Source organism: Pseudaestuariivita atlantica, from assembly GCF_001205715.1.
Taxonomy (GTDB): Bacteria; Pseudomonadota; Alphaproteobacteria; order Rhodobacterales; family Rhodobacteraceae; genus Pseudaestuariivita; species Pseudaestuariivita atlantica.
In genome coordinates, this window is the sequence record NZ_AQQZ01000003.1 from 126,465 (window position 1) to 141,344 (window position 14,880).

Below are 14,880 nucleotides of genomic sequence, written 5' to 3' on the forward strand. Positions count from 1 at the left end.
TATCCCGCGCGTGACCAAAGCGCAGGACAGATCGATGCCGATAGCCAAGACCTTCGACGCCGCCACGGCGGAGCCGCGTATCACCGATGCGTGGGAACGCGCCGGTGCGTTCAAGGCCGGCAAGCACGTCCCGAACGCCGAGACGGCGATGTTCAGCGTGATGATCCCGCCGCCCAACGTGACCGGCGCGCTGCATATCGGGCACGCCTTCAACAACACGCTGCAGGACATCCTCGTGCGGTGGCACCGGATGCGCGGGTTCGACACGCTGTGGCAGCCGGGCACCGACCACGCGGGCATCGCCACGCAGATGGTGACCGAACGCGAGATGGCGGCGAACGGCGAACCCACCCGCGCCGAGATGGGGCGCGAGGCGTTCCTCGCCCGCGTCTGGCAGCAGAAGGTCAAGTCACGCGGCACGATCAAGGCGCAGCTCGACCGGCTGGGCGCGTCCTGCGACTGGTCGCGCGAAGCCTTCACCATGTCCGGCGGCCCCGGCGCGCCCGAGGGCGAAGACGGCAATTTCCACGACGCCGTCATCAAGGTCTTCGTGGACATGTACGGCAAGGGCCTGATCTACCGCGGCAAGCGGCTGGTGAACTGGGACCCGCATTTCGAAACCGCCATCTCGGATCTCGAGGTCGAGAATGTCGAGACACCGGGCCACATGTGGCACTTCAAGTACCCGCTCGCGGGCGGAGCGACCTATGAATATGTCGAGAAGGACGAGGACGGGAACGTCACGCTGCGGGAGACGCGGGATTACATCTCGATCGCGACGACGCGGCCCGAAACCATGCTGGGCGACGGCGCGGTTGCCGTGCATCCGGGCGACACGCGCTATGCGCCCATCGTCGGGCAATTGTGCGAGATCCCGGTGGGCCCGAAAGAGCACCGCCGCCTGATCCCGATCATCACCGACGACTACCCCGATCCCGATTTCGGCTCGGGCGCGGTGAAGATCACCGGCGCGCATGATTTCAACGACTACGCCGTCGCCAAGCGCGGGAACATCCCCTGCTACCGGCTGATGGACACCAAGGGCGCGATGCGCGCCGATGGAGCGCCCTATGCCGAGGCAGCCGGGGTCGCCATGGCCGTCGCCAAGGGCGAACGTACGCTGACCGAGGCAGAGACCGACACGATCAACCTCGTCCCCGACGACCTGCGCGGGCTTGACCGGTTCGAGGCGCGGGACCGCGTGGTCGAACAGATCACCTCCGAAGGGCTGGCGGTGATGACCACCGCCGACGATCCGCGTCTGGGGTCGGGCACCAAAAAACCCGCCCCGGCCCCCGAGCCGGGGCCTCTTGCCGAAGGTAATCAAGAGGTCCCGGGTCAAGCCCGGGACGCGGAGGACATGGTGCCGCTGGTCGAGGCGAAACCGATCATGCAGCCCTTCGGCGACCGCTCGAAGGTGGTGATCGAACCGATGCTGACGGACCAGTGGTTCGTGGACACCGACAAGATCGTCGGCCCCGCATTGGACGCGGTCAAGGACGGCACCGTGAGGATTTTGCCCGAATCCGGCGAACGGACCTATTACCACTGGCTGGAGAATATCGAGCCGTGGTGCATCTCCCGCCAGCTGTGGTGGGGGCACCAGATCCCGGTTTGGTACGGGTTGAACCTTGTCCGTGGCGGGTTCCGCGATGACGAAGGCGACGGGGCGCTGGACCTGGCCGAGATGGGCCGCTGGCTCCTCGCGCAGGAGGCCCCGACCGAGGCCGAGCCGCACCATTGCGCCAGCGATTTCGACGGCGTGGCCATGCGGTTCGCGGGCGACATCGCCGATCTGCCGACGCCGCTGAACCACGCGCGCATCGTCGAATGTGCCGACCGGTCCGAGGCGATGACGCGCCTCGCGGAGAGCCTTGCGGAGTACGAGATGACGCAGGATCCGACCCGGCTGGTCTACCCGGTCTGGCGCGATCCCGACGTGCTCGACACGTGGTTCTCGTCGGGCCTCTGGCCCATCGGCACGCTGGGCTGGCCGGACGACACGCCGGAACTGAAACGGTATTTCCCCACCTCGGTCCTCGTGACCGGGCAGGACATCCTGTTCTTCTGGGTCGCGCGGATGATGATGATGCAGCTGGCGGTCGTGGATCAGGTCCCGTTCCACGACGTCTACCTGCACGGCCTTGTCCGCGACGCCAAGGGCAAGAAGATGTCGAAATCGGTGGGCAACGTCGTCGACCCGCTGGAGGTGATCGACCAGTACGGCGCGGATGCGCTGCGCTTTTCCTCCGCCGCGATGGCGGCGTTGGGCGGCGTGCTGAAGCTCGACATGAAGCGGATCGAGGGCTACCGCAACTTCGGGACCAAGATCTGGAACACCGCCAAGCTGGCCGAGATGAACGGCGTGTTCGACGCCGCGCCCCATGCGCAGCCCGCGCCCACCCGCGCCGTGAACAAGTGGATCATCGGCGAATTGGGCCGCACGCGGGAGGCGGTCGATGCCGCCCTTGCGGCCTACCGGTTCAACGACGCCGCCAACGCGCTTTACGCCTTCTTCTGGGGCATGGTCTGCGACCGCTACAACGAGTTCGCCAAGCCGCTTTTCAACGACCCCGAGGCACGGGCCGAGACGCAGGCGACGATGGGCTGGGTGCTGGACCAGTCGCTGATCCTGATGCACCCGATCATGCCCTTCCTGACCGAGGAGCTATGGGGCGAGACCGCGACCCGCGACCGCATGTGCGCCCACGCCGAGTGGCCCACCTATGGCGCGGAACTGGTCGATGCGGCGGCCGATGCCGAGATCTCGTGGGTGATCGCCGCGATCGACGGCATCCGCTCGGTCCGGGCGCAGATGAACGTGCCGGCGGGCGCGGTGCTGGACGTGATGTCGGCCGATATCGGCGACGCCGCGCGCGGCTACTGGGAGCGCAACGCCGCCCTGATCGAACGCCTGGCGCGGGTCAATGCCCTGTCGTCGGTCGATGCCCTGCCCAAGGGCGCGGTCACGGTCGCGCTGCCGCAGGCAACGCTGGGCCTGCCCCTTGCCGACGTGATCGACGTGGCCGCCGAACGCGCGCGGCTGGAGAAGTCGCGCGGCAAGCTCGACAAGGAAATCAACGGTCTGGCCGGTCGGTTGAAGAACCCCAAATTCGCCGAAAGCGCGCCCGAGGAGGTCGTGGCGGAGACGCAGGCAAACCTCGACGCGCGGCAGGAAGAAGCCACCCGGATCGACGAGGCCCTGGCACGATTGGCCGAGATGGGGTGAGGACTGCGGTCGCAGACGGGCCGCGGCGGCCTGCAGTCTAGGTTCCGCGTCGGATCATCAATTTTCGCTACGGTCGAAGACGGGCCGCGGTGCGTCGATCCGACTGTGCAGCTGGGCGATTTATGTCGGCCAAGTCCGTACACCGCCCAAGTGAGGCGCCAAGACCAGCCAAATCGACGTGCCGGGGGGCGGCCCGTCCCCTCTCGTCTGTTTTTCTAGGAAAAACAGACTGACGGGCAGCGGATGCGCGGCGGGCTGAAGCCCTTGATTCCGCGCAGGGTTCTTAGCCTTTGCGAGTGTCAAAGACGGGCCGCGGCGCGTCGATCCTACCGTTCCGCTGCGCGATTTATGTCGGCCAAGTCCGCACACCGCACCAGCGATGCGCCAATCCCCACCAAATCGACGTGCCGTGGGGGCGGCCCGTCGATGCGCGGCGGGCTGAAGCCCTTGATTCCGCGCTTGATGTGAAGCGGCAACGATGGACACGGGCAGCGGATGCGCGGCGGCCTGCGGCCTTGATTCCGCGCAGGGTTCTCAGCGCGTGCGATGGTGAAGCGCCCTAGACCCCCTGCCGCCGCATCAGGCGGAACGGGAAGGCGATGACGGAAAACAGAAGCCACAGCGCGAAGAGGCCGCCGAAGAACCCGACACCCGCGAACACCGCGCCTTCGAAGGTGAAGGGAACGGCGGGCTTGTAATCCGCCCATGCGCGCGCGGCGATGTCGGTGTCGGTGAACCGGGTGGCCTGCGAGGCTCGGGTGAACGGACCGGCGGTTTTCAATGCTTCGAGATCGGCGCTCAACCGGGCGTGGCGGGTGATCGTCGCGGCCATGGTTTCCGCGCGCTCGGCCCCGATCGCGCCGCCTTGCGCCAATTGCACCAGCGCCTCCTCGCGGCTCGCGCCCACCGCGCTTGCATCCGCGTCGAACTCGGCCACCACGCGGCCAAGCTCGTCCACCGCACCCGCAAGGCGCTGCGCGTATTGCTGCGAAAACTCGGGGAATTGCGACAGGCCAGCAGCGCCTGCCAGCCCCCCGGCCAGGGTAAGCGTCCGGACGATCATGCCGCGAACCTGCGCCACGCGATCCCACGGGTCAACGGCGAATTCACCCCGCCCAGCCAACCGTGGCATGCGCGATTCAGTCGGCGGAAAAGAGCGCGCCCCGCATCGCGGCATCCAGCGCGCCCATCGCGTCCCAGTCGACGCAGGCGTCGTAGGCCGCGAACAGGCTGTATTCCGTGCCCCAGTTCACCGTGAAACTGCCGCCCGATCCGCCGCCGAACAGGAAACACAACAGCCCGAAATGCCAGCGATTGTGGCCCCCGCCTCGCGCAGGGCGTCCGATCATGCCAAGGCCATAGAACAGCGGATCGCCCATGCTGGCGCGCGGCGCGGTCTCGGCCGGGCGATCGGCGAAATAGGCGCGGTGAAAGCGCGCATAATCCCGCGCCGACATCTGCCACCCGCCCCACGGCCCGAAGGCGCCGGTCACCGGCGACAGGCGCGCGGTGGTCACGCCCACCGGCGCAAGCACGCGGTCAAGGCAGGTGGCGTCATAGGGCGCGTCCGTCAGTGCCTCGATCACCGAACCGAGGATGGCGTAGTTCTCGTTGTTATAGGCAAACGAGCCGCGCCCACCGCCATGGCCCGCGTCCAGCGCGCGGGCGGTCACCTCGTCCCAGCGGGGCGTCGGATCGTTGCGCCAGCGCGGCATTCGGCGCTGGGTGCGGTCGCGGGCGAGGCCGCTGGTATGCGTCGTCAGTTCGGCCAGCGTCAGGTCGGAACCGGTGTCGAGGATCACGGACAGGGGCGTGTCCCACTCCGCCTCTCCCTCGCCCACCAGCGACGCGACGCACAGCGCGGTGATCGCCTTGGAGGTGGATTGCAAGTCCACCGGCATATCGGGATCGATCCCCCGGTCCAGCGCCAGCAACTCGCGGTCCCTGTGCATCAGGACCAGCACCGCGTCGGGCTTGCCCACGCTCGCGCGCCAGTCGTCGAAGGCCGCCGCGACACGTGCGGCGGGATCGGCGGCCAGCGCCGAGGCCCAGAAGGCAAGAACAAGACACAGGATACGCATGACGGGCCTCTGCACGGGACCCGGCCAGTGTTCAATAGCCAAGCGTCCGGGGCAAGCCCGGAGCGGATCAGGCGCCGTAGATCTCGCGGATGCGGGCGATGGCGGCCTCGGGCGACATCTCCTCGCTCTCGCCGGTGCGGCGGGAGGTGACTTCGACCACGCCGTTCTTCAGCCCCCGCGGGCCGACGGTGATGCGCCACGGCAGGCCGATCAGGTCCATCGTGGCGAACTTGCCGCCCGCCCGTTCCTCGCGGTCGTCATAAAGCGGTTCGAGCCCGGCGGCGGTGAGTTGCGCATAAAGGTTCTCGCAGGCCGCGTCGGCATCGCCGTCACCCTGTTTCAGGTTCACGATCCCGCAATGGAAGGGCGTCACGCCTTCGGGCCAGATGATGCCCTTGTCGTCGTGGCTGGCTTCGATGATCGCGCCCATCAGGCGGCTGACGCCGATGCCGTGCGATCCCATGTGCACCGGTACGGGCTTGCCGTCGGGCCCCTGCACCGTCGCGCCCATCGGTTCGGAATACTTGGTTCCGAAGTAGAAGATCTGCCCCACCTCGATCCCGCGCGCGACGCGGCGGCGCTCTTCGGGGATCGCGTTGAACAGCGCCTCGTCGTGGGTTTCGTCCGTGCGGGCGTACTTGGTAGTAAACTCTTCCATGATCGCGGCGCATTGGTCGACGCTGTCATAGTCGATGTCGCGGTCGCCGAAGGTCAGGTCGGTGACGGCGCTGTCATAGAAGACCTCTGACTCGCCCGTCTCTGCCAGTACGAGGAATTCATGCGTGTCGTCGCCACCGATGGGGCCCGAGTCCGCGCGCATCGGGATCGCCTGCAGGCCCATCCGTTCATAGGTCCGCAGGTAGCTGACGAGGTGGCGGTTATAGGCGTGCAGCGCGTCTTCCTTGGTCAGGTCGAAATTGTAGCCGTCCTTCATCAGGAACTCGCGGCCCCGCATCACGCCGAAACGCGGGCGGATCTCGTCCCGGAATTTCCACTGGATGTGATACAGCGTCAGCGGCAGCGCCTTGTAGCTGGACACGTAGCTGCGGAAGATGTCGGTGATCATCTCCTCGTTGGTGGGGCCATAAAGCAGGTCGCGCCCGCCCCGGTCGGTGATGCGCAGCATCTCTTCGCCGTAATCGTCGTACCGCCCGCTTTCGCGCCACAGGTCCGCGCCCTGCAGGGTCGGCATCAAGAGCGGGATATGGCCCGCCCGGATCTGTTCTTCATGCACGATCTGCTCGATCCGCTTCAGAACCTTGTAGCCCAGCGGCAGCCACGAATAGATGCCGGCCGATGCCTGTTTGATCATCCCCGCCCGCAGCATGTAGCGGTGCGACACGATCTGCGCCTCGGCGGGCGTTTCTTTCAGGACGGGCAGGAAGTAGCGTGTCAGGCGCATGGGACGGAATCTCGGGTAGCTGTTCGCGTGGCCCTCTGGTTACGCAAACCCTTGTGCCTCTGCAATGACGACCTGTGCGGGGTGCGGGCCGGACAGCGGGATGAGTGCGACCGCCCCGGCCCTAGATGGCGTCAGGCAATTCGTAGCCGCGTGTGTAGACTTCACGAATTGAAGCCAGTGCCGCGTCCCTGTCCATGTCGGTTCCGAACCGGTCCGCATGGATCGCGTCAAGGCCTTTGGGGGGCTCGCCGGTCGTCATCCACCGCGCAAGGATTTCGGCTGAACCGCCGCCGGTTCCGATGCCCACGTTGAACCCCGTGGCAAGCCACAGCCCGGCCATGTCCGGGACCGGCCCGATCAGGGGCAGGCCATCCGGCGTCAAACACATCGGGCCGTTGTTGGCGACCTTGATGCCCGCGCTGGCAAACAGCGGCATGCGTTCCATCAACCGTTCGAGATGCGGCATCAGGGGGTCGAGGTTGGGCGGCAGCAAGTCTTCCTTGAAGTCGGGCGGGATCCCGTCCAGCGCCCAGAATTCGGGCTGTTTTTCGTAGATCCCGATCAGCAATCCATCCCGTTCCTGTCGCACGTTGCACGACACCCAGCTGTCACGCATGGCCGGCAATTCGGTGTCCCGCGCGGCGATGTCGGGCAGGCTTTCGGTGATGATCTCGTGATGCTGGGTCGGGTAGAGCGGCAGGTTCAGGCCAAGCGGGGCCAGCATCTCGCGCGCCCAGAACGATGTCGCGACCACGACGTGCCGCGCGGTGACCGTGCCTTTCGGCGTGGCCAGCGCCCAGCCGCCCGGAGCGCGCGTGACGGTTTCGACCGGGCAATACCTCTCGACCGACGCGCCGCGCTTGCGGGCGGTCTGGGCCAGCGCGTTCGTGGCCCCCGTCGGGTCCACGTGCCCGTCGGTGGGCGTATGCGCCGCGCCATGGATTGCGCGCGTGTCGATGAACGGGTGCAGTTCGGCGACCTCTTGCGGGCTGCGGATATGGAACGGGATGCCAAGGCTGGCATAGCGCGGCGCGTAGACGTGGAACAGGTCCAGTTCGCGCGGTGTCGCGGCAAGCCTCAGGCTGCCTGTCTGGTGAAAGCCGACCGATACCCCGCTGTCCTGTTCCGCCTGCAAATAGGTGCGGATGGACCCGGCAAACAGCGCCGTCATCTTCGGGTAGGGCCCGAAATACGTGGTGTTGCCCGCGGCATGCCATGTCGAACCCGACGTCAGTTCGCGGCGCTCCAGCAGCACGGCGTCGGTCCAGCCGAGCCGTGCAAGCCAATAAAGGACCGACGCGCCGACGATCCCTCCCCCGATCACGGCAACCTGCACATCCGATTTCATCTTGTCCCGCCCTTTCGACCACTCCAGACGTAGCCCCATTCCACAGGTTGGAAAAGCCGGATCGGAAGCAGCGAACCGACGCGCACCCACGGCGCGGCGCCCGCAACGGCGTGGTCGTTCAGGTCACGTCGACGTAATTGGCACCGGTATCGGCGGGAAGCTGGATGTTCAGCCGGTGGGTGATGCGGAAAGGCTCGGCCTCGCCCTCGACAAAGACGCGCGCCTCCACGTCGAACCGGCCCCAGGCCCAGAAGGTGATCGAGAAATCGTTGCGCCGGTTCTCGGACCGCCGCTCGCGGTTCGGGAAGGAGGGATGCAGCGTGTATTCGACGTGCGAGACCCGGTCCATCAGTTCGGGATCGTCGGATTCGATCCAGACGCCGATATGGTAATGGTCCGCGCCATCGGCCGACAGGCGCTTGAACTTCACCCGTCCCTTCGGGTCGCGGATGACCGAGTTCTGCATTCTGAAAGGTGGGGGCGTCATCCTTTTCTCAGCCTCTTCTCAGCGGTTCGAGATCCGCTTGTCCCTGTGCTTCGACGGCGACGGGTGCCGGACCCGGCGGACCGACCCAGTCGCGTTGAAGGTATGGTTTCCGCGCCGCGTGCTCGCGCGCCTTGTCGTGGAAGCTGTCCCGGTCATAGGCGTCCCTGCGCATCTGGTGATCGACCTTGGCCTCGAATATCGACACGGCCTCTTCATCGGCCGGTGTCAGTGTCTTGCAGGACAAGGCGTACAGCAATTCCCGCGCTTCGGTGTGAAATTCCAGCAGCCTGTGCTGCGCCTCGGTGTTGGCGACGATCTTGGTATCCAGCGACAACCCCTGCGAGATGACCGACAAAAGACCGGTGGCAAAGGCAAGCCCGGCGATGACGATTTCGCGGTTGGCCTTGATGAGGTCAGTGACTGGCAGGATCACGTCCAGCCCCGCGCCCCCCGCCAGCAGGCCCGAGATCGACACCGCCCATTTCAGCATGCTGGCCTGGCTTTTCTGGCGCTCGATCCGTTTTTCAAGGGCCAGCAGGCAGCTTTCGACATCCACCCACGTGCTCGCGATGCGGGCGCGGTATTCGGCAAATATCTCTTCGCTCATGTCGAAAGGTCGCGTCGGAAAAGGTCTGCGCCCACCATACCAGATTTCGCGCAGTCGTCACAGCCGCGCCTTTGCGGGGATGTTCTGGCCCGCGTGGCCGCCCCTAAACCGGAACCCACGCGGGCCTTTCGCGATGCGCGGATCAGGCGCCAAGAGGCGGGCCGGTGAAGGACAGGTGATGGCGCGCGGCGCTTTCGGTGATCGCCTCCATGTCCTCGGGGATGCGGAACTGGCCGCGGGCCATGTCCTCGAAAAAGCCTTCGAACCCGCCGGGGGTCAGCATGACGAGGTGGCGGCTGGGGCCGTCTGCGGTCACCCGGAACGTGTGATCGGTTCCGCGCGGGATGAACACGGCCTCACCCGCCTCGGCCCGGCCGGAACGGTCGCCGCAGACCCAGTCCATCGCCCCGGTCAGGACGAAGAACGTCTCGTCCGCGTCGTGGTGCATGTGCAGCGGCGGGCCGGACAGGGGCGGCGAGACGCTGTCGACAATCGACATCGCGCCATTCGTCGCGGATGCGGGCAGGACCACGCGGTACAGCGTGCCTGCCCATTCAAGCGTAGCGGGTCCAGGGACCAGGTCTTTCATGTCGGTATCCTTCCTGGAGCGGCCCGCGCCGGACATGGTGAAGCCAGCGCAGGCCATTGTTTTGTAATGATTTGTGCCGTCCCGATTGGAAATGGCGGATCAATGCTGGAAGACTAGCGCAAGCCGTGTCATACAGGAAATAGATTGATCGTATAGAAAGTATTTGTGCGGTGAATTTCTCGGCTTTCGACCTCAACCTGCTCCGCGTGTTCGACGCACTGTTGCGCGAACGCTCCACCACCCGTGCCGGGCAGCGCATCGGCCTGTCGCAACCCGCCGTGTCGGCGGCGCTGGGACGGTTGCGTACTGCGCTGGGTGACGAGGTCTTCGTTCGTCGGGGACAGGGGCTGGAACCCACCGCCTACGCGCTGGACGTGGCGGCGGACCTGCATTCGCTGATGGAACAGCTGGAGGCGCTGCTGCACGCGCCCGGTTTCGACGCGGCCAACGCCACTGACACGTTCCGCATGGCCGGGATCGATTTCTTCGCCGAGATGCTGATGCCCCGGCTGGCGCAACTGACCGCCGACCGCGCGCCCGGCGTCACCTTCCAACTGGTCGACCTCGTGCCGGGGAAATACGCCGGGATGATGGACAGCCACGCCATCGACCTCGTGCTGGTGCCCGACATGGAGATGCCCGACTGGGTCGACAGCGCGCCGCTCTTTCACAGCCCCTTCGTGGTGATCGCCCGCGCCGGGCACCCGCGGTTCACGGCCGAAGGTATCGGGCCGGACGATCCCATCCCGCTGGAATTGTTCTGCGAACTGGGGCACGTGCTGTGCTCTCCCGATGGCAAGCTGAAGGCACAGACCGACCGGGTGCTGGCCGAACGCGGCCTGTCGCGCCGCGTGGTGATGTCGATGCCCTACTTTTCGGGCGTGACGCGGGTGGTGGCCGACAGCGACCACCTTGCGATGGTGCCCGCGCAACTGGCCGACATCCTTGCCGACCGCCTGCGCCTGACCCGGCACCCAAGCCCCGTGCCAATGCCCGTCCCGCTGATCAGGATGTTCTGGCCAAGGCGCATGTCGGCCTCCCCGGCCCATGCGTGGCTTCGCGACACGGTGTCCGAAGTCCTCACCCCCCTCGACCCCGGATTGATCTGACGGGATCAACTCACGCCCTGTCCTGAAAGGCTAGAGGGTGCCGTCCTTTCGCGGATCGATCGGAACCGATCGCGCAACGTCGAACTGCTCCTCGATCCATTTTGCGGCGGCCAGAAGCGCGGCTTCGCCGCGCGGTTTTCCGACCAGCTGCAGGCCGACGGGCAATCCCGCCTTCGTGAAACCGCAAGGAATGCTCAGGATTGGACATGCCGTCAGGGTCAGGGCGAATGTGATCGCGAACCAGTCGATATAGGTCTGGCACGTCACGCCATCGATTTCGGTGACATAGGTTTGCTCGGCCGGGAACGGCTCGATGGACGCGCTAGGGCATATCAGAAGGTCATGGTGTTCGAAGAACTCCGCCATTTTCTGCGCAAGCTGCCATCGAACACGCTCGGCATCGAAGAGCTGTTCTATCGTAACCGAAAACCCTCTTTCGATATTGCCGATGATGTCGGGATTGATCTCTGCGCGGTGGATTTCAAGCAGCTCGCCCATCATGGTTCCCAGAAGTACCGCGCGCAGTGTCTGGAAGGCGTCAAGGGCGCCGGAAAAATCCGGGATGCCGGTCGTCACGTCGACGCCTTCCGTGCCAAGGCGATGGACCGCGCCGGTGGCGACATCCGCGATCTCGCGCGCCATCGGAACGATGCCGAGGTCACTGCTGAACCCGACTCTCGCCGGAGCCGAGGCGCTTTCGACGGCCGAAACAAATGGAGCCACGGGATCGAATGACAATGGGTCGATGTTGTCCTGACCGGCCGCCGCATCGAGCATCAGCGCGACATCGGACACGTTCCTCGCCATCGGGCCTTCCACCCAAAGCGTGTCAAAGGCCTGGAGCCTGCGCCCACGGGGGACCAGTCCGGGGCTGGGGCGCAGACCGACGATGCCGTTGAAGCCCGCCGGAGTGCGAAGCGATCCGCCCAGGTCATTGCCCGTCGCCAGCCACACCTGGCCGCTGGCAAGGGCTGCCGCCGAACCGCCGGATGACCCGCCGGCACTTCTTCCAAGGTTCCACGGATTGCGGGTCAACCCGTGGACCGGGTTGAACGTATGGCCGCCGGCCCATTCCGGCACGTTGGATTTCGCAACCGGGATCGCGCCGTTGCGTTCCAATCGGGCGATGGTTGCATCGGAGTCCGCCGGGACGTTGTCCGAGAAGATCGGTGACCCGTAAGTGGTGCGCACGCCACCAAGGTCGTTGTAGTCTTTCACCGCGATCGGCAGACCGGCAAGCGAAGGCGTTTGCTGTTCGCTTCCATCGGCTTCCAACTGATCTGCTTGTTCCAGGGCGCGTTCAAAACAGCGGATCGGAAGCGCATTCACCGCGCCGTCAACCTCTTCGATCCTTGCAATGGAAGCCTCGACCAGTTCCCTTGGCCGAACCTCGCGTTTGCGCAGTGCGGCAACTGCCTCCGTCGCGGTCATTCCAATCAATGCGTTGTCGGGCATGCGCCGTTCCCCTGCAGTTTTCTTCAACCCGGCCTGATTGTGGAGCGCGTGCCAGCCCATCCTTGCGGAGTTTTGTTCACAGGATTCCTATCGTCGAGGTGTCAATGCCGCAACCGTGGTGGCTTCGTCCGCGACCGGGACATGCGTGCTGCAAGATCGCTGCAGGTCCGGTTCGAACCTGCCGCAATTGAGTGGAGCCGTCTGCCTGAACGGCTGTTCCGCGCCGCTACTGACCCACGCGGTTTTGCCCGGATCGGCGCCAATGCTGGTGCTTTCCCCGAACGCCTGCGCGCATTTCGCCGCGCCTCGCGGGCCGATCTTGGCGCCCCGCATCACGGATGCGTGAGGCGCATCATCCAACTGGAGGAGGGCCGCGTAACCCAAGGCACACACGCCCGAAGGTGTGCTGGATACGTGCCTTGGGTGTGGGTTCGTTAAAACCAGATGGGAGATTAATCATCATGACTATCAATCTCAAGACCGCGGCGCTTGCGGCCGCCGTTGCAATGACCGCCACCGCGGGCGCGGCCAAGTCGATCGTGGACATCGCCGCGGGCGACGAGCGGTTCTCGACCCTCGTGGCCGCTGTCAGCGCGGCGGGCCTCGTCGACACGTTGTCGGGTCCCGGTCCCTTCACGGTCTACGCTCCCGTCAACGATGCCTTCGCCGCCCTGCCCGAGGGCACGGTCGAAGAGCTTCTGAAGCCCGAGAACCGCGACCAGCTGGTGGCCGTTCTGACCTATCACGTCGATGACCGTGAACTGGCGGCGTCGGACTTCGCCGAGGGCGCGAACTACTACAAACCCGTGAACACGGCCGAGCGTCTGTGCATCGACGCCTCCAGCGCGGGCGTGTCGATCACCGACTCCACGGGTGAGGCCGCCAACGTCATCATCGCCAATATCGAGGCCGACAACGGCATCATCCACGTGATCGACAAGGTGCTTCTGCCCGGCGCGCGCCCGGCCTGCCACTGATCCCCCTGTCGCGGCCATTTCGCCGCGACACCACTCACTCCACACTCGGCCCGTCCGCATCATGCAGGCGGGCCGAGATGTTTATGTCGCCCCACTCCGCCAGCGGCACGCGCGTGCCGTCCGCATCTTCCAGCCACCAGTCACCACCTTCGCACCACAACCGTGTCACCGCGATGCGGCGGGGTGAGGCGCTGCGGGCGCGCAAGGTGACCCACGTGCCGCGACGCACGGCCCCCGCGATGGCCGCGACGCGCGGGTCGGGCGCGTCGACGTCCGCAGGTTCGGGATCGGTGAACCGCGCGCGGGCCGAGGCGATGGTGGCGCGGACCCGGTCGGGGAAGCTTTCCACCAGCTTGGCGCGCGCCCGCTCTCCCGCCGCCGCCAATCCAAGCGGCGCAAGCTCCGGCGCAGCGCGGTAAAGCATCACCGCCAGCGCCTCCGCCTCGTCGGCGGCCATGCCAGTGAGGCGAGTGCGATAGTTGAAGCCCAACTCGATCCCGCCGCCGTGGCCGGGGAAGACGAGGATCGGCAAACCCGCCTCTGTCATGGCGTCCACGTCGCGCAGGATGGTGCGCGGGCTGACCTCCAGTTCCGCGGCCAGCGCCGGCGCGGTTTGCCGCCCCCGGTTCTGAAGGATCAGCAGGATATGCAACAATCGCGCAGCACGCATTCCGGAAACCTGACAGTAGATGTCATGTTCACCACTTTACGCCTCATGTCACCTGACACAACAAGGGGGAGCGCCCGCCATGCGCGCCTTTGCCACCAGCATCGACATCTCCGCGCCGCCGGACCGCGTCTGGCAGGTTCTGACCGACGCGCCGACACTTGCGGGCGGCGGGTTCGGCATCCTGCGGATCGACGGCAGCATTGCACAGGGGCAGACCTTTCGCCTCTGGTCCGAGGTCGCGCCGAAACGTGCCTTTGCCCTGACGGTGGTGACGATGGAGGCACCGCGCCTGATGGTCTGGACCAGCGGCATGCCGTTCGGCCTTTTTCGCGGCACGCGGCGGTTCAACCTGTCGGCGCATGGATCGCAGACGCGGTTCGACATGCGCGAAACCTTCACGGGGCCGCTCGCCCCCCTGTTCGGGCGGGCGATCCCGGACTTGCAGCCGTCGTTCGACACGTTCGCCGCCGCCCTGAAACGCCACGCCGAAGGAGCCCACGCATGAGCATGATCACCTATGGAAACGGAACCGCGGACGATCCGTGGATCCTGAAGACGCCGCCACTGTCGAGCAGTTTCCAGGCGTGGAAGGACGAGGCCCGCGACCCGCCCGCCGTGGTGGTGCAGGTCGGTACGACGCAATTGAGCTACCAGCTTCGCGCCCTCGACGACGCGGCAGAGATGTTGCGCACCCATGGCGACTGGATGCCGCTGGGCAACGCGGACGAGGGCAAGCCCGTCAAGGACGGCACGTTCGAGGCCTGGGCGCGCGATCCGGGCAACCCGGTGGGCGGCTATTACGGGCTGCGCAAGGGCTATCGCGGGCGGTTCGCCAATTACGTCGGCCCGATCCTTGAACATCTGGGCCTTGCCGAGCTGGAACACAACGCCCGCAACAACCGCATCCGCGCGCGGCAGGGTTGAGG

At 66.1% G+C, this 14,880-nt stretch carries 14 protein-coding genes; 5 read left to right on the forward strand and 9 right to left on the reverse strand.

Annotated elements, in window-relative coordinates:
• The first annotated feature begins 34 nt into the window (after nucleotides 1–34).
• Nucleotides 35–3,229: a valine--tRNA ligase gene (locus ATO11_RS07215; protein ID WP_050530580.1), complete on the forward strand. Its 3,195-nt coding sequence runs from the start codon at nucleotides 35–37 to the stop codon at nucleotides 3,227–3,229.
• A gap of 559 nt (nucleotides 3,230–3,788) precedes the next feature.
• Here ATO11_RS07215 and ATO11_RS07220 read toward each other — a convergent pair.
• The 7 genes from ATO11_RS07220 to ATO11_RS07250 form a co-directional block, all read right to left on the reverse strand.
• The gene (locus ATO11_RS07220; protein WP_242601377.1) at nucleotides 3,789–4,361 is read right to left on the reverse strand and encodes a DUF2937 family protein; all 573 of its coding nucleotides are present in this window, start codon (nucleotides 4,359–4,361) and stop codon (nucleotides 3,789–3,791) included.
• A 7-nt stretch (nucleotides 4,362–4,368) separates the two neighbouring features.
• On the reverse strand, nucleotides 4,369–5,310 hold the full coding sequence (locus tag ATO11_RS07225) for a serine hydrolase domain-containing protein (protein ID WP_050530182.1): 942 nt from the start codon (nucleotides 5,308–5,310) through the stop codon (nucleotides 4,369–4,371).
• 67 nt (nucleotides 5,311–5,377) lie between these two features.
• On the reverse strand, nucleotides 5,378–6,712 hold the full coding sequence (proS, locus tag ATO11_RS07230; protein WP_050530183.1) for a proline--tRNA ligase: 1,335 nt from the start codon (nucleotides 6,710–6,712) through the stop codon (nucleotides 5,378–5,380).
• 121 nt (nucleotides 6,713–6,833) lie between these two features.
• Nucleotides 6,834–8,099, reverse strand: coding sequence for an NAD(P)/FAD-dependent oxidoreductase (locus tag ATO11_RS07235; RefSeq protein ID WP_050530184.1), 1,266 nt, complete (start codon nucleotides 8,097–8,099; stop codon nucleotides 6,834–6,836).
• Nucleotides 8,100–8,178: 79 nt separating this feature from the next.
• On the reverse strand, nucleotides 8,179–8,526 hold the full coding sequence (locus ATO11_RS07240) for a pYEATS domain-containing protein (RefSeq protein ID WP_207382945.1): 348 nt from the start codon (nucleotides 8,524–8,526) through the stop codon (nucleotides 8,179–8,181).
• 28 nt (nucleotides 8,527–8,554) lie between these two features.
• The gene (locus ATO11_RS07245; RefSeq protein WP_050530186.1) at nucleotides 8,555–9,154 is read right to left on the reverse strand and encodes a hypothetical protein; all 600 of its coding nucleotides are present in this window, start codon (nucleotides 9,152–9,154) and stop codon (nucleotides 8,555–8,557) included.
• 142 nt (nucleotides 9,155–9,296) lie between these two features.
• Nucleotides 9,297–9,743 (reverse strand): cupin domain-containing protein, encoded by a 447-nt coding sequence (locus ATO11_RS07250; protein WP_050530582.1) that lies wholly within the window; start codon nucleotides 9,741–9,743, stop codon nucleotides 9,297–9,299.
• A 170-nt stretch (nucleotides 9,744–9,913) separates the two neighbouring features.
• Between ATO11_RS07250 and ATO11_RS07255 the strand changes: the two genes are divergently transcribed.
• Entirely contained in the window at nucleotides 9,914–10,852 is a 939-nt protein-coding gene (locus ATO11_RS07255; protein WP_050530187.1) for a LysR family transcriptional regulator, read from the forward strand.
• 30 nt (nucleotides 10,853–10,882) lie between these two features.
• Here ATO11_RS07255 and ATO11_RS07260 read toward each other — a convergent pair whose 3' ends face one another.
• Nucleotides 10,883–12,367, reverse strand: a complete 1,485-nt coding sequence (locus tag ATO11_RS07260) for an amidase (protein WP_242601378.1) — start codon at nucleotides 12,365–12,367, stop codon at nucleotides 10,883–10,885.
• 401 nt (nucleotides 12,368–12,768) lie between these two features.
• On the opposite strand from ATO11_RS07260, the gene ATO11_RS07265 reads away from it, so the two are divergent.
• Nucleotides 12,769–13,284: a fasciclin domain-containing protein gene (locus tag ATO11_RS07265; RefSeq protein WP_050530188.1), complete on the forward strand. Its 516-nt coding sequence runs from the start codon at nucleotides 12,769–12,771 to the stop codon at nucleotides 13,282–13,284.
• A gap of 34 nt (nucleotides 13,285–13,318) precedes the next feature.
• Here ATO11_RS07265 and ATO11_RS07270 read toward each other — a convergent pair whose 3' ends face one another.
• Nucleotides 13,319–13,954, reverse strand: a complete 636-nt coding sequence (locus ATO11_RS07270; RefSeq protein ID WP_082176202.1) for a helix-turn-helix transcriptional regulator — start codon at nucleotides 13,952–13,954, stop codon at nucleotides 13,319–13,321.
• A 79-nt stretch (nucleotides 13,955–14,033) separates the two neighbouring features.
• Between ATO11_RS07270 and ATO11_RS07275 the strand changes: the two genes are divergently transcribed.
• Together ATO11_RS07275 and ATO11_RS07280 are read left to right on the forward strand one after the other, a co-directional pair.
• Nucleotides 14,034–14,459, forward strand: a complete 426-nt coding sequence (locus ATO11_RS07275; RefSeq protein WP_050530190.1) for an SRPBCC domain-containing protein — start codon at nucleotides 14,034–14,036, stop codon at nucleotides 14,457–14,459.
• A complete protein-coding gene (locus ATO11_RS07280; RefSeq protein ID WP_050530191.1) occupies nucleotides 14,456–14,878 on the forward strand; it encodes a DUF6855 family protein in 423 nt (140 codons plus the stop codon). The genes ATO11_RS07275 and ATO11_RS07280 overlap by 4 nt, the downstream gene beginning before the upstream one ends.
• Nucleotides 14,879–14,880: the final 2 nt, after the last annotated feature.